Annotated in this window: 18 protein-coding genes and 1 pseudogene; 18 read left to right on the top strand and 1 reads right to left on the bottom strand. The window is 35.2% G+C overall.

Features of this window, described 5'->3' with window-relative positions:
• Positions 1 to 127: 127 nt before the first annotated feature.
• The 17 genes and pseudogenes from dnaJ to CLLU_RS10395 form a co-directional block, all read left to right on the top strand.
• On the top strand, positions 128 to 1,273 hold the full coding sequence (gene dnaJ / locus CLLU_RS10475) for a molecular chaperone DnaJ (RefSeq protein WP_106009706.1): 1,146 nt from the start codon (positions 128 to 130) through the stop codon (positions 1,271 to 1,273).
• 185 nt (positions 1,274 to 1,458) lie between these two features.
• Positions 1,459 to 2,400 (top strand): 50S ribosomal protein L11 methyltransferase, encoded by a 942-nt coding sequence (prmA, locus tag CLLU_RS10470; protein WP_106009705.1) that lies wholly within the window; start codon positions 1,459 to 1,461, stop codon positions 2,398 to 2,400.
• A 1-nt stretch (position 2,401) separates the two neighbouring features.
• Positions 2,402 to 3,160 carry a 16S rRNA (uracil(1498)-N(3))-methyltransferase gene (locus tag CLLU_RS10465; protein ID WP_106009704.1) on the top strand — a complete coding sequence of 253 codons (759 nt, stop codon included), beginning with the start codon at positions 2,402 to 2,404 and terminating at the stop codon, positions 3,158 to 3,160.
• A gap of 83 nt (positions 3,161 to 3,243) precedes the next feature.
• On the top strand, positions 3,244 to 4,548 hold the full coding sequence (gene mtaB, locus CLLU_RS10460) for a tRNA (N(6)-L-threonylcarbamoyladenosine(37)-C(2))-methylthiotransferase MtaB (RefSeq protein WP_106009732.1): 1,305 nt from the start codon (positions 3,244 to 3,246) through the stop codon (positions 4,546 to 4,548).
• A 59-nt stretch (positions 4,549 to 4,607) separates the two neighbouring features.
• On the top strand, positions 4,608 to 4,952 hold the full coding sequence (locus CLLU_RS10455; protein ID WP_106009702.1) for a histidine triad nucleotide-binding protein: 345 nt from the start codon (positions 4,608 to 4,610) through the stop codon (positions 4,950 to 4,952).
• Positions 4,953 to 5,125: 173 nt separating this feature from the next.
• Positions 5,126 to 5,302, top strand: coding sequence for a 30S ribosomal protein S21 (gene rpsU, locus CLLU_RS10450; RefSeq protein WP_007061146.1), 177 nt, complete (start codon positions 5,126 to 5,128; stop codon positions 5,300 to 5,302).
• Positions 5,303 to 5,330: 28 nt separating this feature from the next.
• Positions 5,331 to 5,780: a GatB/YqeY domain-containing protein gene (locus CLLU_RS10445; protein ID WP_106009700.1), complete on the top strand. Its 450-nt coding sequence runs from the start codon at positions 5,331 to 5,333 to the stop codon at positions 5,778 to 5,780.
• A gap of 177 nt (positions 5,781 to 5,957) precedes the next feature.
• Complete coding sequence (yqfC, locus tag CLLU_RS10440) at positions 5,958 to 6,239, top strand: sporulation protein YqfC (protein WP_106009698.1); 282 nt, start codon at positions 5,958 to 5,960, stop codon at positions 6,237 to 6,239.
• The gene (gene yqfD, locus CLLU_RS10435) at positions 6,226 to 7,395 is read left to right on the top strand and encodes a sporulation protein YqfD (RefSeq protein ID WP_106009697.1); all 1,170 of its coding nucleotides are present in this window, start codon (positions 6,226 to 6,228) and stop codon (positions 7,393 to 7,395) included. Before yqfC ends, yqfD begins: the two co-directional genes overlap by 14 nt.
• 51 nt (positions 7,396 to 7,446) lie before the next feature.
• Positions 7,447 to 9,555 carry an HD family phosphohydrolase gene (locus CLLU_RS10430; RefSeq protein WP_106009695.1) on the top strand — a complete coding sequence of 703 codons (2,109 nt, stop codon included), beginning with the start codon at positions 7,447 to 7,449 and terminating at the stop codon, positions 9,553 to 9,555.
• Positions 9,552 to 10,046: an rRNA maturation RNase YbeY gene (gene ybeY / locus CLLU_RS10425; RefSeq protein ID WP_106009693.1), complete on the top strand. Its 495-nt coding sequence runs from the start codon at positions 9,552 to 9,554 to the stop codon at positions 10,044 to 10,046. Before CLLU_RS10430 ends, ybeY begins: the two co-directional genes overlap by 4 nt.
• A 40-nt stretch (positions 10,047 to 10,086) precedes the next feature.
• The gene (locus tag CLLU_RS10420) at positions 10,087 to 10,785 is read left to right on the top strand and encodes a diacylglycerol kinase (protein WP_106009692.1); all 699 of its coding nucleotides are present in this window, start codon (positions 10,087 to 10,089) and stop codon (positions 10,783 to 10,785) included.
• 15 nt (positions 10,786 to 10,800) lie between these two features.
• Complete coding sequence (gene era, locus CLLU_RS10415; RefSeq protein WP_106009691.1) at positions 10,801 to 11,685, top strand: GTPase Era; 885 nt, start codon at positions 10,801 to 10,803, stop codon at positions 11,683 to 11,685.
• Between the two features lie 94 nt (positions 11,686 to 11,779).
• Entirely contained in the window at positions 11,780 to 12,538 is a 759-nt protein-coding gene (gene recO, locus CLLU_RS10410; RefSeq protein WP_106009690.1) for a DNA repair protein RecO, read from the top strand.
• A 14-nt stretch (positions 12,539 to 12,552) separates the two neighbouring features.
• The gene (locus CLLU_RS10405; RefSeq protein ID WP_106009688.1) at positions 12,553 to 13,155 is read left to right on the top strand and encodes a DUF4342 domain-containing protein; all 603 of its coding nucleotides are present in this window, start codon (positions 12,553 to 12,555) and stop codon (positions 13,153 to 13,155) included.
• 163 nt (positions 13,156 to 13,318) lie between these two features.
• Positions 13,319 to 13,963, top strand: coding sequence for a transcriptional regulator CcpN (gene ccpN / locus CLLU_RS10400; protein ID WP_106009686.1), 645 nt, complete (start codon positions 13,319 to 13,321; stop codon positions 13,961 to 13,963).
• Between the two features lie 76 nt (positions 13,964 to 14,039).
• Positions 14,040 to 15,659 (top strand): annotated as a pseudogene (locus CLLU_RS10395) (pyruvate, phosphate dikinase); the annotation flags it as partial.
• Between the two features lie 156 nt (positions 15,660 to 15,815).
• Here CLLU_RS10395 and CLLU_RS10390 read toward each other — a convergent pair.
• Positions 15,816 to 16,856, bottom strand: a complete 1,041-nt coding sequence (locus tag CLLU_RS10390; protein ID WP_106009685.1) for a CotS family spore coat protein — start codon at positions 16,854 to 16,856, stop codon at positions 15,816 to 15,818.
• A gap of 117 nt (positions 16,857 to 16,973) precedes the next feature.
• On the opposite strand from CLLU_RS10390, the gene CLLU_RS10385 reads away from it, so the two are divergent.
• Complete coding sequence (locus CLLU_RS10385) at positions 16,974 to 17,999, top strand: deoxyguanosinetriphosphate triphosphohydrolase (RefSeq protein WP_106009683.1); 1,026 nt, start codon at positions 16,974 to 16,976, stop codon at positions 17,997 to 17,999.
• Positions 18,000 to 18,077: the final 78 nt, after the last annotated feature.

Genomic DNA, 18,077 nt, shown 5'->3' with positions numbered 1-18,077 from the left:
CGATTGTATAATAAGTGTGTATAATAGTAGTAGTTAAGGGATGAGTTTTTGCTCTTCCCTTAATTTTAAGTAAAGAAATGGATTTATACTAAGAATATTTTTGTTTTAGGTGGTGAAAAGTAGAAAAATGGCCAAAAAAGATTATTATGAAATACTCGGCCTCCAGAAGGGTGCCAGTGATGATGAAATAAAGAGAGCATTTAGGAAATTAGCATTGAAATACCACCCTGATAGAAATCAAGGAAATAAAGAAGCTGAAGAAAGATTCAAGGAAATAAATGAGGCTTATCAGGTATTATCGGATCCACAGAAAAAAGCTCAATACGATCAATTTGGTACGGCTGACTTTAACGGAGGTTCCGGTGGATTTGAAGGAGGCTTTGGCGGTTTCGATTTTTCCAATATGGGAGGCTTTGAAGATATATTTGATTCCTTTTTTGGAGGAGGATTTTCTTCAGGAAGAAAAAGGAGAAATGGCCCGGAAAAAGGTGCGGATCTTGAGTACACCTTGAATTTAACCTTTGAACAGGCAGTTTTTGGTGTGGAAAAGGAAATATCCATAACCAGAAATGAAAAGTGCAGAGCATGTAATGGAACAGGTGCTAAAAAAGGAACTCACCCTCATACCTGTGGCAAATGTGGTGGTACAGGACAGGTTAGAACCCAGAGGAATACACCTCTTGGAAGTTTTGTCACTATGAGTACCTGTGATAAATGCGGTGGAAAAGGTACTATTATAAAAGATCCATGTCCAGAATGCAGAGGAACCGGTACTGTGAGAAAACGCAGGAGTATAAAAGTGAAGGTTCCGGCAGGAGTAGACAATGGAAACATAATTCCTATAAGAGGACAAGGAGAAGAAGGTAAAAATGGAGGCAGTTCGGGGGATCTCTATATAAATATAAGGGTGTCATCCCATTCCAAATTCAAGAGAAATGGCTCTGATATCTATTTGGATACCCATATCAGTTTTGGAAAAGCTGCACTGGGAACGAGCATAAAGGTACCAACTATAGATGGAGATGTAAAATATGAAATACCTGCCGGTACCCAATCTGAAACTGTATTTAGATTAAGGGGAAAGGGTGTCCCCAAGATCAATGGCAGAGGAAGAGGAGATCAATATGTTAAGGTGATTGTGGATGTACCTAAGAGCTTAAATGAAAAACAGAAGGAAGCAATTGTAATGCTTATGGAGGCAGGCGGTGAAATTCCAGAGGGAGAAAGCGGAAGAAAGTCGTTTTTCGACAAAATTAAACATGGATTTAAATAGTTTTTATTCCAGATCTGTGACTGTTTATGAGAGCTTTTGTAAAATAAAAATGGATGGTGACAGTTCCTGGACAATTAAAATTGAATCATCATTTCACACTGACAGCTTTTGACTTTTAATTTGAAAGCTGTCAGTTGCTTATAATCTTCAACATGTGTAAAAAATTTAGGTACAGGAGGACACCTATGGAGAAGGAATGGATGGAAGTAACAGTAATTACCAGCAGTGAAGCAGTAGAAGCGGTATCAGGAATACTATACAATACAGGAGTTCATGGCATATCTGTAGAGGATCCGCAGGATATCGAGCTTGAGAAGAAACGCCCTCAGGACTGGGATTATTTTGACGAGAGCTTGCTCAAAATAAAAGATGGAGCTGTGATAAAAGGATATTATAAACAGGATGAAAACTTTGATGGATATTTAAAATACATAAAAGATGGGATAAACAATCTGGAGAATTTCGGTATAGACAAGGGGAAAGGTCTTATTACTGTAACTAGAGTCAACGAAGAGGATTGGGAGAACAACTGGAAACAATATTATAAACCTTACAGGGCCGGTAAAAGGGTGGTGGTGAAGCCCATATGGGAGCAGTATCATGCAGGAAAAGATGATGTAGTAGTTCAGCTTGATCCGGGCATGGCTTTTGGAACAGGGACCCATGAAACTACAAGGATGTGTATAAAGTCTCTGGAAAAGTATGTTAAATCGGATTCCCTGGTATTTGATATAGGCACGGGTTCAGGAATACTTGCTATAACTGCGGCAAAACTTGGTGCAAAACAAGTTACAGCTGTGGATCTAAGTAGTGTGGCTGTGGAATCCGCTTTAAAAAATCTGAAATACAATGATGTGAAAAATGTAAAGATATTTCAGGGAAATCTTATGGAGAAAGTTCACGGTAAAGCAGATGTAGTGGTTGCCAACATAATTGCAGATGTCATAATATCTATGGTTGAGCAGTTAAAAGATTTTATATCTCAAGGGGGAGTATTTATATCTTCTGGTATAATAAAAGATAGAAGAGAAGATGTTGTTAAAAAATTGAAGGACAGCGGATTTCAAGTGGAAGAAGTGAATCAGGACGGAGAATGGGTATGCATAGTGGCAAAAAGGATGATATGAAATGAATAAGTTTTTTGTGCAGGAAAAGAATATACATTTGGATAGAGCTTTTATTGAGGGCGATGACGTAAAACATATAAACAAGGTTCTGAGACTTCAATGTGGGGATAAAATAAATATAAACAACTGTGCCGGAAGAGAATTTCTTGGTAAAATAGAGAGTATCGAGAAGGACATGGTTGTTGTAAATATATTACAGGAACTAAAGATCTGCAATGAAAGTCCTGTTGAAATGTATTTATTTCAGGGAATGCCCAAGTCAAGCAAGATGGATTTAATTGTGCAGAAGGCCACCGAAATAGGAGCTTTTAAAATAATACCTGTTATCACAGGCAGGGTAGTAGTTAAAGGCGATTTCACCCAGTATAAAAAAGTGGATAGGTGGAATAAAATTGCAAAAGAGGCCTGCAAGCAGTGCAAGAGAAGTATAATACCCAAAGTGGATAATCCTGTTGCCTTTGAAGAACTTTTGCAATACTTAAAATCTATGGATTTAATTCTGGTGCCCTATGAAAATGAAAAAGATCTGGGAATAAAAAGTGTGATTGATTCTATAGAAAACAGAAATACTATAAAAAAGGCGGCTGTGGTAATCGGGCCTGAAGGAGGCTTTGAAGAAAGGGAAATAGAACTTCTTAAAAGCATAAATTCCCATATAGTGACACTGGGGCCTAGGATATTTAGGACTGAAACTGCAGGTTTTGTTTCATTAACACTCCTCATGTATGAACTAGGAGATTTAGGAGGTATTATCAGGTGAATGTAATTGACAGAGAAAAAGTTGATTTATCCCTTGACAATAAAGAATTTCTTCAATTTTATGGACATAAAAAGACAGTGGGAATGTTTACTCTGGGGTGCAGGGTAAACCAATATGAGACTGAAGCTATGGCGGAGAAATTTATAGCTCAGGGATATGACATGGTGAATTTTGATGATTATGCAGATGCATATGTGATAAATACCTGTACTGTAACCAACATGGGAGACAAAAAATCCAGACAGATGATACATAGGGCCAGAAGAAGAAATGAAAATGCAGTGATAGCAGTGGTAGGATGTTATTCTCAAATTTCACCCCAAAAAGTATCCAGCATAGAAGGGGTGGATGTTGTCCTGGGTACTAGAAATAAAGGTGATATAGTATATTGGATAGAGAAGGCATGCAGTGAGCGCAGAAAAATGATAGAGGTCAATGAGGTGCTTAAAAACAGGGTATTTGAAGATCTGAAAATAGACAAATACCAGCATAGAACGAGAGCTTTCCTCAAAATACAGGATGGATGTAATAGATTTTGTTCCTACTGCTTAATTCCCTTTGCCAGGGGAGCTGTCTGCAGCAAATCACCTCATAAGATCATGGAGGAAGTGAAGGAGCTTGCTCATAATAATTTCAAAGAAGTGATACTTTCAGGTATACACATTGCCTCTTATGGGGTGGATATATCGGGTGATTGGAATCTTGTAAGGGTACTGGAAGACATAGACAGGGTAGAGGGTATTGAAAGAATTAGAATTGGTTCCATAGATCCCAATTTCTTTACCGAGGATACTATATCCAGAATATCAAAATTGAAAAAGGTGTGTCCGCATTTCCATCTTTCTCTCCAAAGTGGATGTGATGAAACTTTAAAGAGAATGAATAGGGGATATACCACTTTGAAATACAAGGAAATAGTGGCCGCACTGAGGGATGCAATAAAAAATGTGTCTATAACCACAGATGTTATAGTTGGATTTCCAGGAGAAACAGAGGAAGAATTCAGTAAAACCTATAACTTCCTGGATAAGATAAAATTTTCTAAAATTCATGTTTTTAAATACAGTCCCAGGAAAGGTACCAGGGCCGCAGCTATGAGAGGTCAGGTAGACGGCAGCATAAAGGAAGAGAGAAGCGGTAAAATTATAGAACTGGATAAAAAGCTGGAAAGGCAGTTTATGAATAAATTTTTAGGGAAGAATATGGATGTATTCTATGAAGGAAAATTTGATGGAAACTGTGACTGGTATGAAGGGTATACTTCCAATTACATAAAGGTGGTATCCAGGACAGAAAATGATGAAGATTTGGAAGGTAAATTTTTATGTACTGAACTTGAAAGTTCAGAAAATGGATATATTTACGGTAAAATCAAAAGTTTTAGATGAACTTTAGAAGGATATTTTGCACTTATTATTGAATAATTACTCTTAAGGAGGTGATTATTATGGAGGAATGCATTTTTTGCAAAATAGTAAAAGGTGAAATACCATCCGAAAAAGTATATGAAGATGATATGGTATTGAGCTTTAAGGATATAGAACCGGCTGCTCCGGTGCATGTACTCATAATACCCAAAAAGCATATAGAGAGTATAAATGATCTTACTGAGGAAGATTCCAATATTATTGCTCACATATATTTGGTTGCAAAGCAGATTGCAGAGAAGCTTGATCTGGTAGAAACAGGTTATAGAATTGTGACTAACTGTGGTGAAGAAGCGGGTCAGACAGTACCTCATATTCATTTTCATCTATTGGGTGGAAGACCATTTAAATGGCCGCCGGGCTAAAATGTCTCGCTGTGTTTCATATGCTGAATTCATCAGAATAATAGTGGGTAGCCATATATGAAATTGTTGACAGCTTCCAAAGATTTATTGTATAATTGCTATGTGCTATTTGACCCATGTTAACTGTATTTAATTTTTAAATTAGATTGAGCTAGCGGAGGGAGGGAGATAATATGTCAGAAATAAAAGTTGGAGAAAATGAAACTATAGAAAGTGCATTGAGAAGATTCAAAAGAAAATGTGCTAGAGCTGGTGTTCTTTCGGAAGTTAGAAAAAGAGAGCATTATGAAAAACCAAGCGTAAAGAGAAAGAAAAAATCAGAAGCTGCAAGAAAGAGAAAGTTTAAATAGAATTCTTTGAAAGAGGGTACCAGGTAATATGTCTCTTAAGGAAAGATTACAAGAGGACTGGAAGCAGGCTTTGAAGTCAGGTGATAAACTTAAGGCAGGTACTATAAGCATGGTAAAGGCCGCTATTTTATTAGTGGAAAAATCTGATGGAAAAAAACTTGACGATGATGAAAAGATCATAGATATAATATCAAAAGAAGTAAAACAGAGACGTGAATCTATACTTGAATTTGAAAAGGGCAAGAGACAGGATTTAGTAGATAAAGCAAAATCTGAAATAGAGATTTTGTTGAAATACCTTCCTCAACAGTTAAATAAAGAGGACATTTCCGAAATTGTTCGGAAAGCAGTTAATGAAGTGGGTGCACAGAGTATACGAGACATGAAAAAGGTTATGGCAGCTGTAATGCCTAAAACAAGAGGCAGGGCAGATGGCAAATTGGTAAGTCAAATAGTAAAAAAATATTTAAATAAATAGTAAAAAGGTTGAGACGTGTCTCAACCTTTTTTATATCAAAAAATCTAATAGTTCACTGCTTTAAGTAATTTATCATCCATGTATTTCATAAATTAATAGAGGTGAGTTAATAATTATATCTATATATTTAGGAATGTAAATTTGTAAATCAGGATATAAATTCTTAGAGGTGATATTGTGAAAAACAAAATGTATGACACAAAACAGAATATTGCAGATAAACTGGATTTACCAAGAGATATAATTTTGAATATGCCTCAAATTAAAATAATGGGGGATAATGAAATAGTAATAGAGAATCATAATGGTATTATATTGTTTGACGACAGTCAGGTAAAAATTAATTCAGGTATAGGATTGATATCAATATACGGAAGTAAATTTGAAGTGCTTTTTATAGGTGGAAGCACTATAACTATAGGAGGAAAATTTAAATCCATAGTCTATGAGGGAAACTGACAGATCCATTTTCAGAAAATATAGAAATGGAGTAATTTTAATTGAAATACAATCACTTATACCTGAAAAATTTATTAATCTTATGTGGAAAAATGATATATGTATAAAGAATATAAAAAAGAGAAGTATTACCACCATGACCATGGAAATAAACCTGAAAGATTATGACAAGGTGGAAAATATAGCCAGAAGAACTGAAACCAGGATAAAGATAATTAAAAGAAAGGGAATTACGTTTTTAATAATTAAATTAAAGAGAAAAATGACTTTGGCAGCTGGAGTGATTTTGTTTGTTGCAATAATATATTATTTGTCCACATTTATATGGAGTGTAAAAATAGAGTCTGATGAAGGAGTTCCTCCCTATATAATAAGACAGGAGTTAAAAGCTTATGGGGTAGGACCTGGAACCAGTAAAAGCAAGATAGATGTATATAAAATAGAGCAGGATCTTATGAAAGATAATGAGGATATAATGTGGGCCAAAGTGAGACTTCAGGGATCTGAACTGAACATAAATGCAGTTGAGAAAAAGTCACCGCCGGATATAGCCAAAGACAATACAGTCTGTAATCTGGTAGCTAAAAAAGATGGCAGGGTGCTTAGAGTGTATACCACCCTGGGTACGCCTGTTGTGAAAATCGGAGATGAAGTGAAAAAAGGACAGCTGCTTGTAAAAGGTGAACAGGGCCATGAAGGTTCAACCTATAGTGTACACGCCACAGGATATGTTATATGCAGTACACTGTATGAGGACAGTACATCCGTGAAAATAGATGATGTAAAAAATATCAGAACAGGTAAAAAAATAAACAATTACTACATTAATTTTGGAGGCCAAAAGCTATATTTAAAAAAAGATAATAATAAGTTTGATAAATATGATAAAATAGAGGAAAGTAAATTTATTTTTGGAAGAGAAACTTATTTTGAAGTTAAAAAAACTGTAGTAAAGGGTGACGCCCAGACAATAGTAAAAAATACAGGTGAAAAACTTTATAAAAATATATGTTCCAATTTGGATAAATCTATAAAAATAGTGGATAAGGTGATAACGTATGAACCCGGGCAGTCCTCTTATAAAGTGAAAGTTCAGGTTAAGGCGGAGGAAAATATAGCTGTTTCAGATGAAGTGGTCAATAAAGGACAGCAATAAAACAAAAGTAAACTTTAGCAGGGTAGTAGTAAAAACAAAGGGTGATTTTAATTGAAAAAAACATGGTTAAAGAAGATTTTTTTGAAGAAAAAAACTAGTAGAATACTTGTTTTTATTATAAGTTTTATACTTATTTATTCTCTGTTGATATCGGGCCTTACTGCTAAAAAATACAATTTGGCGGAAGGTGACATAGCAAAAGTTGATATAAAGGCACCTAGAGAAATTAAAGATGAACTGTCAACACAGACCAAAATACAGCAGGCAGTGAATGCCGTTCCCCTTCAATATAATAAAAAAACTGAAGTCAAAACAGAGAGCTTAGACAGAATAAATGATTTCTTTTCTAAAGCAGTTCAGATTGGGGACTCCCAATTGGAGCAGCAGGATAAACTGAAGAAGCTAAAAAGTGAAAGTAATATAAATTTAAGTGATGATGATTATTGGGCTATAATAGCACTTAACAAAGACGAATTGAAACAGCTCCAGAGTTTTTTGCAGAAGGCTTTGGCGGATATGTATGATAACAACAATATAAGTGACAACAGCCAGAATGACAATGGAGGGGACATTAAAAAGGCCCAGCAGAGCATACTGCTTAAAGTAAGTACTTCCAATCTGGATAAGAACTTAATACAATTGGCTACTGATTTGGGATTTTCTCAAATTTCACCTAATTTTTTTTATGACAGGGAAAAAACCGAGGAACTTAGAAAAGAAGCAGAAAAAAAAGTACTGCCTGTCATGATAAAAAAAGATCAGACTATAGTTAAAGAAGGGGAGCCTGTAACCAAATATCAGATAAATATACTGAAAGATTTGGGACTTTTGAATAATGTACCCTATTTTCAGTGGCACATATATTTTCCACTGGCATTATTGGTTCTTCTGGTACTGGCAATTCAGTGGATCTATTTGTACAGATATCATAGAAAAATCTATAAAGATGTTAAAATGCTTGTAATGATAAACACCATCACCTGTTTGAGCGTACTTTTATCCAGAACCATTGATCTGGCCTCGCCATTTTTAATACCTCTGGCATTTGCACCTATGATAATGACTCTGCTTTTAAATGACAAGATTTCTTTGACCATAAATGCATTAAATTGTGTTTTTATAAGTGCGGCAGTGGAATTTGGACCTGATATAACCGTAGTGTCTTTTGTAAATGCAGTAGCAGGAGCCATTGTACTTAGAAAAATGCAGCAGAGAAACGATATATTGTTTGCCTCTCTATACATGCTCGTTATAAATGGCATACTTACCTTTTCCATGGGATTTTTACTCAGCAATAATATATTGGATGTACTTAAAAAAGGAATGTTTGCTGGAGTTGCCAGTATAATTTCAGGAGTACTGGTTATAGGTATGCTGCCATTATTTGAAGGCTTATTTAACATAGTTACAACTATAAAGCTTTTGGAACTTTCAAACCCCAATAATCCCCTTTTAAAAAGACTTCTAATGGAAGCACCGGGTACTTATCATCACAGTATACTGGTGGGAAATTTGGCAGAAGTAGCAGCAGAGAAAGTTGGAGGAAATTCACTTTTGGCTAGAGTTTCAGCATATTACCATGATATAGGGAAAATAAAAAGGCCTTATTTTTTTAAAGAGAATCAATTGGGAAAGGATAATCCCCACGATAAATTAACTCCTAATCTCAGTACTCTCATAATAATATCCCATGTTAAGGATGGAGCTGAAATGGCAGATGAATACAAACTGCCTAAAATAATAAAAGACATTATAGAACAGCATCATGGGACATCTCTCGTAAAATATTTTTATGTGACCATGAAAAATTTGAGCAAGGACCCGGAGAATGTAGACGAAGATGAGTTCAGATATCCAGGTCCTATACCGGAGACTAAGGAAGCAGGTATAATAATGCTGGCTGATGGTGTTGAAGCTGCAGTGAGGTCTATTGGCGATGCTGACAAGGGTAAAATCAAGGGGATGGTGGACAATATAGTGAAGGATAGACTGGACAATGGACAACTTGATAATTGTGATTTGACCTTGAAGGAAATAAGCGTGATAAAAAATGAATTTTTCAGGGTTTTAGTGGGAATATATCATCATAGGATAGAATATCCCTCGGATAAATTTTCCGATAAAGTCATGGATAAATTGAAACAGGAGGATAAAAAGTGATTTTTTTAGATAACAGACAGAATTTAGTGAAAATTACAGAAGAACTGGAGTACAGCATTAAAGAGGTCATAGAACATGCCTTGAGAGAAGAAAAGGTGAATTTACCCTGTGAAGTAAGCATTATTTTTGTAGATAATGACTGTATAAGAGATATAAATAGTGAAAATAGGAATATAGACAAGATAACAGATGTATTGTCCTTCCCTATGCTGGAATATCCTCCGGGAAAGGTATTTAAAGATGTATATATGGATTACGAGTTCCAGCCTGAGGATATGGACGGGGGAAAACTGATATTGGGAGACATAGCTATTTCTCTTGAAAAAGCAGAAGAACAGAGCAGGGAATTTGGTCATTCCTTTTTAAGGGAGGTATGCTATTTGACGGTACATTCACTTCTTCACCTCCTGGGATATGATCATATGAAAGATGAGGATAAAAAAATTATGAGGAGCAGGGAAGAGGAGATATTGCAGAAATTTAAACTCTAGGATTGGAGCTCAAAAGTTTAAATATGGTGGTGGCTGTACGATGAAAGTTAAAAAATTACTGGATAGTTTCAATTATGCAATTGAAGGTATAATATATTCTGTCAGGACACAAAAAAATATGAAAATACATATGGTAGCAGCTGTTTTAGTACTTATTATGTGTTTCTTTTATGACTTGAGTAAGATGGAAATTCTAGCTGTTGTAATGACTATAACCATAGTTATTATGGCGGAGCTTTTTAATACAGCAGTGGAATTTGCCATAGATGCTACCACCAATTACTACCATCCTCTGGCCAAAATAGCTAAAAATGTAGCTGCCGGTGGAGTTCTGGTTTCAGCTGTAAATGCTGTAATAGTGGGATATATAGTATTTTGGGATAAGTTAAAATACATGAATTTTACTGTTATAAAAAAAGTTAAGAGTTCAAATCCCTACACGATATTTATAATACTTGCAATTGTGTGTATAACCACTATAATTATAAAAGCTATTTTTGGAGAAGGTACGCCTCTTAAAGGAGGAATGCCAAGCGGCCATAGTGCCATAGCTTTTTCCATAGCAACTATCATAGCCTTGATAACAGGGGAGCTGGCGGTAGTTATGTTAAGCTATCTCATGGCTTTTATAGTGGCTCAGAGCAGGGTGGATTCAGAAGCCCATTCTATTACAGAGGTGTTTTTTGGAGCAGTATTCGGTATTTTGATAACAGTACTGCTATTTACAATATTTGGATAAATAAGGAGAAGAGCTATGTTCAAATCGGGATTTATTACTATAATAGGAAGGCCCAATGTGGGAAAATCCACATTGTTAAATACCATAATAGGTGAAAAGTTATCTATTGTATCCTGTAAGCCACAGACTACCAGGAACAATATAAATACTATTTTGACGCAAGATAATTTTCAACTGATTTTTGTGGATACTCCTGGCATTCATAAACCCAAAGATAAACTTGGTAATTATATGGTGAAGTCTGCGGAGGATTCTATCAAGGATGTGGATTTAGTACTTTTTTTAACTACTCCCCAGGATGACATTGGAGGTGGAGACAGATATATATTGGAAAATATAAGAGAGGCCCAGGTTCCTGTATTTCTGGTGTTGAATAAAATAGACGAAAACCCTGCTTCCAGGACAGCGGAAACTTTAAAGAATTATTCTGAATTTTTTAATTTTCAGGAAATAGTACCCGTGTCCGCATTGAAAAAGAAAAATACTGATGAATTGTTGGATCTTATGGTAAAGTATATGCCAGAAGGACCTAAATATTACCCTGATGATGCAATTACTGATAAACAGGAAAAATTTATAGTGGCCGAGATCATAAGGGAAAAGGCTCTCAGGCTTCTTTCAAAGGAAGTTCCCCATGGCATAGCCATTGAAATAATTTTTATGAGAAAAGATTCCAAGGGAATATATAATATAGAAGCAAATATACTTTGTGAAAAAGAATCACATAAGGGAATAATAATAGGCAAAAATGGATCCATGCTGAAGAAAATATCCTCTTATGCCAGAATGGATATTGAAAAATTTTTAGATTCCAGGGTGTATCTTCAGGTCTGGGTGAAAGTCAGAAAAGAGTGGAGAGATAATGACAGGCTGTTGAAGGAATTGGGATATAAAATATAAGTTGATTTTTGGATTCAGGTGGAGTTTGCCCATGAAAAATGTTTTCCTAATTTAAAAAAGGATATAATATAATTATAGGCAGGGAGATGATTATCTGGCCATATTTAAAACTAGAGCTGTAATAATAAAAACTCAGGATATAAAGGAATCTGACAAGTTAGTCTGGCTTTTTACTGAAAAGCTGGGAAAAGTATCTACCATAGCCAGAGGGGCGAAAAAGAGCAGGAACTCGCTGTTTTCAACTACACTTCAATTTTGTTATGGAGATTATGTTTTATATAAGGGGAAAAGTTTATATGTGATAAATGAAAGTATTTTAATAGATTCCTTTCAAGATCTATTGGATGATCTGAATGATTTAACTTATGCTTCTTATTTTTGTGAACTTGTGGATATAGCTATGAATGATGGTGAAGAAAGTGAAGATGTGTTTAAGCAGCTGGTTGCTGCATTTTATCTTATAAGAAGTCATGCAGTGGACATTGAAATTTTGGCCAGATCATTTGAATTGAAAATTTTGCAGGCCACCGGATATGGATTCAACTTTGACTACTGCTGCATGTGCAGAAAGAAAATTACGTCATTTAATTATTTCAGTTTTCAATATTCAGGGGGAGTCTGTGATAAATGTGAGAAGGTCAACGGCATGCATATAGATTATGCTACCGGCAGCGCACTTAAGTATTTATCAAAAACTTCTCTTGAAAATGTATATAAAGTTGCATTGTCTGATAGAGTAAAGAAAGAACTTTATAAGGTTTTGAACCTGGTTATTTCCCAAAATTATTTTAGGAAGCCTAAAAGTCTTGATACTTTGAGGTATCTTGAAAATTTTGAGAAAAATAAAATCTAAAAGGAGAGAAAAAAATGAGTGAGATAACATTGGAAAAAATCGACATCATACGAGAGAGAACAGGAGTTGATTACTCTGAAGCAAAAGAAGCATTAGAGGTTTCTGAAGGCAATTTAGTTGATGCTCTTATATATATAGAGCAGAACAAGAAATCAGCCAAGGACAGTTTATATACTACAAAAGATGAATTTTTGGAATGGTTGAAGGACCTGGTAAACAAGGGAAATGTAAACAGAATAAAGATAAAAAAGGGTGAAAAAGTAGTAGTTGATATTCCAGTCAATGCAGGTATAGCTGCAACTTTAACAGCTCTCATATGGCCTCCGCTTATAGCTATAGGCATATTGACTGCAGTGATCACCCAGGTGACTATAGAGATAACCAAAGATGATGGAACTGTGGAAGTAGTGAATAAGATTATAAAAGGCGGAATGAAAAGCACTGTAAGTGAAATGAAAGATAAGGTATTTGATGCAGCTTCATCGGTTAAGGACAGATTTAAGCACAATAAGAATGATGAGCAGAGTAAACATACTTATAAATATACTGTTAAATTTGATGATGTAGAAGATGATGAAGAAGGACATGATGAAAATGTAGATAAGGATAAAAAATAAAGTTATATTGCAGTGACATTTAAGACATATATGCGAATAGTATGTAATTATTACTATTCGCATATATGTGGTATAATGATTTTGTAATTATAAGTTGTGGGCTGATATTGGATTCCTCTTGGTAAAATCTGTAGAATTTATTGAGCTGCTGTAAAGAGAGAGGGTGTGCATCATTAAATTATCACCAAGACAAGAAAAAATAATAGAATTGGTAAAGGATCAGGCGCCAATAACAAGTGAGCAGCTTGCATCCAAATTAAATGTTACAAGAGCGGCATTGAGGCCGGATCTGGCCATACTCACCATGACTGGCATATTGGAGGCCAAACCTAAAGTTGGATATATATATTCCAGGAAACCTTCCCATAGCTTGGTATATGACTATATCATGAATATAAAAGTAAGTGATATAATGTCAAAACCAGTGGTGGTGGATGAAAATACTACTGTTTATGATGCTATAGTGTACTTGTTTTTAAATGATGTCGGCACCTTGTTTATAGAGAATAAGGGAATTCTCATAGGTGCTGTTTCCAGAAAAGATTTTTTAAAGGTAGCTATAGGAAGTACTGATATGCATAAAATACCGGTGGGAATAATAATGACTAGAATGCCCAATATAATATTTGTTGAAAAGGATGAGGTTGCCTACATGGCAGCTAAAAAGATTATGGAACATGAAGTAGATAGTCTTCCGGTAGTGGAAAAATGCAGAGACAAATTAAACAATGAAGTTCTTAAAATCATAGGTAAAGTTTCAAAGACAAATATAACAAGGCTTTTTGTAAAAATAGGGGAGAATAAATAAATTGATAAACAAAGCAATCCGCCTGGCTGACACATGCAGATATGTGAAATTTTATAGAGGAAGGGATGTGTCTTGTATGGATCATAGAAAGTATATTTATCTTTTTAATGAGGGAAATGCCGGGATGAGAGATTTGCTTGGTGGAAAAGGAGCCAATCTAGCAGAGATGACAAATCTTGGCATACCTGTTCCCAGTGGATTTACCATATCCACAGAAGCTTGTATTAAATATTATGAAGATGGGAAGGTAATGCCTGAAATCATTGTAGATCAAATTTATACTGCCCTTGAAAAAATAGAGGGCAAGACAGGCAAAAAATTTGGAAATGTAAAAAATCCATTATTGGTTTCCGTAAGATCAGGAGCCAGGGTTTCCATGCCCGGGATGATGGATACCATCCTCAATGTAGGACTGAACGATGATACGGTTAAAGGGTTAAGCAGATTGACTGGAAATGAAAGATTTGCCTATGATTCCTACAGAAGATTCATTCAAATGTTTTCAGATGTAGTCATGGGAATTGAGAAGAGAAAGTTTGAAGACGTGCTGGATGATGCCAAAGATGCAAAAGGGGCCGAATATGATACTGAATTAGATGCATCAGAGCTGAAACAAATAATCGAAAAATTTAAAAAAATCTATAGTAATGAGACAAGTAGCCACTTTCCCCAGGATTCAGGAGAACAGCTTATTCAATCTATTACTGCTGTATTTAAATCTTGGGACAATCCTAGGGCTATGGAGTATAGGAGATTGAATGGCATTCCAGGTAATTGGGGTACTGCTGTAAACGTACAATCTATGGTATTTGGAAATATGGGGGAAACTTCAGGTACCGGTGTTGCATTTACCAGGAATCCTGCTACAGGAGAAAAGTCCATATTTGGTGAATATCTTATAAATGCACAGGGAGAAGATGTAGTTGCAGGCATAAGGACACCACAGCCCATAATCAAGTTAAAAGAAAATCTTCCGGAATGTTATTCTCAATTTATTGATATAGCTCAGAAACTGGAGGCTCACTATAAAGATATGCAGGATATGGAATTTACCATAGAGCAGGGGAAATTGTATTTTCTTCAGACCAGAAATGGAAAGAGAACGGTACAATCGGCACTTAAGATGGCTGTGGATATGGTAGAAGAGGGTCTTATAAACAAAGAGGAGGCCATTTTGAAGGTTGAGCCTAAACAGCTGGATACACTGCTTTATCCAAGTTTCCATAGTGATGAGCTAAAAAAAGCAATTATAATAGCAAAAGGACTTCCGGCATCTTCTGGAGCCGCTTGCGGGAGGATATACTTTACATCAGAGGATGCTAAAAGACATCATGATCAGGGGGAAAAAGTGATACTTGTAAAACTTGAGACATCACCTGAAGATATAGAAGGTATGGAAATTTCAGAAGGAATACTTACAATAAGAGGTAGAATGACTTCCCATGCAGCGGTTGCAGCCAGGGAAATTGGAATCTGCTGTGTAGCTGGATGCAGTGATTTGATACTAAATGAAAAGACAAAGAGTTTTACGGGAGCAGGTAAAGTCTATAAGGAAGGGGATTACATATCAATAGACGGAAGTACCGGGAATGTATATGGGGGACCTATAAAGACGGTATCTCCTGAAATATCCGGGTATTTCGGCACCTTCATGAGCTGGGCTGATGACATAAGAAAAATGGAAATTAGAACCGATAGAGTGCCTGCAGCAAGATTGGCTGCAGCTCAGGCTCAGGTGAGAAATCCAAGAAAATAGATCAAGTGAGCAGCTTTTTAACAAAAAAGCGTAAAACCGGCCTTTCCACAAAAATGGGAAGGTCAGTTTTGATGTAAAATCACTGCGGAATTTGTTCTATAAGAAAGTGACATTGAACTTTCTTTCTACATATCTTCCAAGACCTATTATAAATTGAAGCTGATGAATGCAGCTGTTGGAAGATTTTTTCAATAAGTAAAAAAAAGAATTATGGTTGCATTTTAATATGTTGTTGTAATAATCCCTGGATATTTTCCAAAACTTTTGAGGGAAAGACAGATAAGATATAATGTATTTATGGTCATCCAAAGTCAGTGGAAAATTTTTTTCATACAGCTCCAGGCAGGATATGGTGGTATCAAGCTGCCAGTTGGTGGTATTCCTTTTTAAAAATCTCCTTAAAAAATAGGATATGTCGTGGGCACAGTAGTCCATGCTGCATTTATCAAAATCAATCACCCATATCTTGTTTTCTTCATCAAATATTATGTTCTTATTTACATAATCCAGATGGCATAGGCAAGTGCTTAAGTTTTTGTAGTCAATGGCGGAGGATATTTTAGTTGATATTTCAGCCAGCATTGAATTGACATCAAAATATTGTAGAAATAAGTTGGAAAATTTATCTTTATACCTAAAAGCCAAATTTGAACAATTTAGAATCTGTCTGAAGTGTTTATCAAAGGACATATATATATTTTCAAAATTTGCTCTTTTAGTGCTTCCCTCAATTGAAATAAAATTTTTGCTCACACTGTGCATCTGGGATAAGTTAAAAATTGCCTGAAATAGGTGTTCAATATTGTCGTAATCGCATTTTGTACCGATTATCCAGGGAGTCATTATAAAGAGCATTTCATTGTATTTTACAAATCGTTCTCTGTAGATTGTGGGCAATATTCTGGGAACTCTGATTCCATTCCTGAAAAGCCATTCTATGGCCGAATACACAAAGAGCAGATTGCCCTCGTCAAAATACACTTTTTTCAAACAATAGCTTTTGTCTAGATAATCTATTTTATAGACAGCCCTTTGTTTATCCGTATCTTTAAATTTGATTCTGGTAATACTTGCATTGTTCATATTATAATAAGGCAGTACGTATTTTTTTACGTTTTCCTCAGATAATAAATCCATATAAAACTCCTTAAAAGTTCTTTCTCTATAATAATATTAAAAATTTCTTCATATTATACATTTTCATTAAAAAGGAGTTTGAAAAAATAAAATAGAATAGATTCATGAGGTGATCATATGAAGGTGAGGGAAAAAATAGAAGAAAAAGAAAGGCTGATATTAATACCTCAGGCAGCTTTTTCCGTTAAAACCATGGGGAGGAATGTGCAAGAAAAAAAGGATGATATCAGAACTGATTATATGATGGATAGAGACAGAATAATACACAGCAAATCTTTTAGAAGGTTGAAACATAAAACTCAGGTTTATATAAAAACACCGGGGGATCATTATAGAACAAGACTTACCCATACACTTGAAGTAAATCAAATAGCGAAAACAATAGGCAAGGGCATAGGTCTAAATGAGGATTTGATAGAGGCAATAGCCATGGGTCATGATATTGGACATGTAGCTTTTGCTCACAGCGGCGAGGAGCTTTTAAATAAACTTCTACCGGAAGGATTTAAACACAATGAAAACAGTATACGAGTGCTTACAAAAATAGAGAAGCAGGGAAAAGGTCTCAATCTGACAGGGGAAGTTCTGAATGGAATATTGTATCATAGTGGATTTTCAAGTGAATCCAAGGCTTCCACTTTGGAGGGTCAAGTAGTTAGATACAGTGACAAAATAGCCTATGTGAATCATGATATAGATGATTCTATAAGGGCCGGACTGCTGGAGGAAAAAGATATACCTTTTATTGCTACCAGGGTGTTGGGGCGTACTAACAGCAGTAGAATAGACACTCTGGTAAAGGACTGTATATATACTACTTTAAAAAATATTGACAATGGAATAGTTCAGGTAGCTTTAAGTGATGAAATATTTGATGCACTCTATGTTCTGAGGAACTTTATGTTTAAAAGGATATATAAAGGAGATATATTAAAGTCTGAAAGGAATAAGGCAAAATTTGTGCTGGAACAGGTATTTAATTATTTTTCCAAATATCCTGATAAAATGCCGGATCTCTATTTAGATATTGTGAAAAAAGAGGGAATTTACAGAGGTGTGGCGGATTATACGTCAGGAATGAGTGATGATTACTGCCTCATGATGTTTCACAATATATATGTACCTAAATTTGTCATATATTAAAGAATAATTTTTACTATTATATGGGTAAAATATAATTAACAATACAGGCAAATAGATGATATATTGTAATAATTAATA

The organism is Clostridium luticellarii (genome assembly GCF_002995845.1).
Classification (GTDB): Bacteria; Bacillota; Clostridia; order Clostridiales; family Clostridiaceae; genus Clostridium_B; species Clostridium_B luticellarii.
This window is presented reverse-complemented; position numbering and strand designations above follow the sequence as displayed.

What these genes read in the sequence shown, in the direction of transcription:
- dnaJ (WP_106009706.1), top strand. Translation starts at nt 128, where the DNA reads ATGGCCAAAAAAGATTATTATGAAATACTCGGCCTCCAGAAGGGTGCC.
- prmA (WP_106009705.1), top strand. Translation starts at nt 1,459, where the DNA reads ATGGAGAAGGAATGGATGGAAGTAACAGTAATTACCAGCAGTGAAGCA.
- CLLU_RS10465 (WP_106009704.1), top strand. Translation starts at nt 2,402, where the DNA reads ATGAATAAGTTTTTTGTGCAGGAAAAGAATATACATTTGGATAGAGCT.
- mtaB (WP_106009732.1), top strand. Translation starts at nt 3,244, where the DNA reads ATGTTTACTCTGGGGTGCAGGGTAAACCAATATGAGACTGAAGCTATG.
- CLLU_RS10455 (WP_106009702.1), top strand. Translation starts at nt 4,608, where the DNA reads ATGGAGGAATGCATTTTTTGCAAAATAGTAAAAGGTGAAATACCATCC.
- rpsU (WP_007061146.1), top strand. Translation starts at nt 5,126, where the DNA reads ATGTCAGAAATAAAAGTTGGAGAAAATGAAACTATAGAAAGTGCATTG.
- CLLU_RS10445 (WP_106009700.1), top strand. Translation starts at nt 5,331, where the DNA reads ATGTCTCTTAAGGAAAGATTACAAGAGGACTGGAAGCAGGCTTTGAAG.
- yqfD (WP_106009697.1), top strand. Translation starts at nt 6,226, where the DNA reads ATGAGGGAAACTGACAGATCCATTTTCAGAAAATATAGAAATGGAGTA.
- CLLU_RS10420 (WP_106009692.1), top strand. Translation starts at nt 10,087, where the DNA reads ATGAAAGTTAAAAAATTACTGGATAGTTTCAATTATGCAATTGAAGGT.
- era (WP_106009691.1), top strand. Translation starts at nt 10,801, where the DNA reads ATGTTCAAATCGGGATTTATTACTATAATAGGAAGGCCCAATGTGGGA.
- CLLU_RS10405 (WP_106009688.1), top strand. Translation starts at nt 12,553, where the DNA reads ATGAGTGAGATAACATTGGAAAAAATCGACATCATACGAGAGAGAACA.
- CLLU_RS10390 (WP_106009685.1), bottom strand. Translation starts at nt 16,856, where the DNA reads ATGGATTTATTATCTGAGGAAAACGTAAAAAAATACGTACTGCCTTAT.
- CLLU_RS10385 (WP_106009683.1), top strand. Translation starts at nt 16,974, where the DNA reads ATGAAGGTGAGGGAAAAAATAGAAGAAAAAGAAAGGCTGATATTAATA.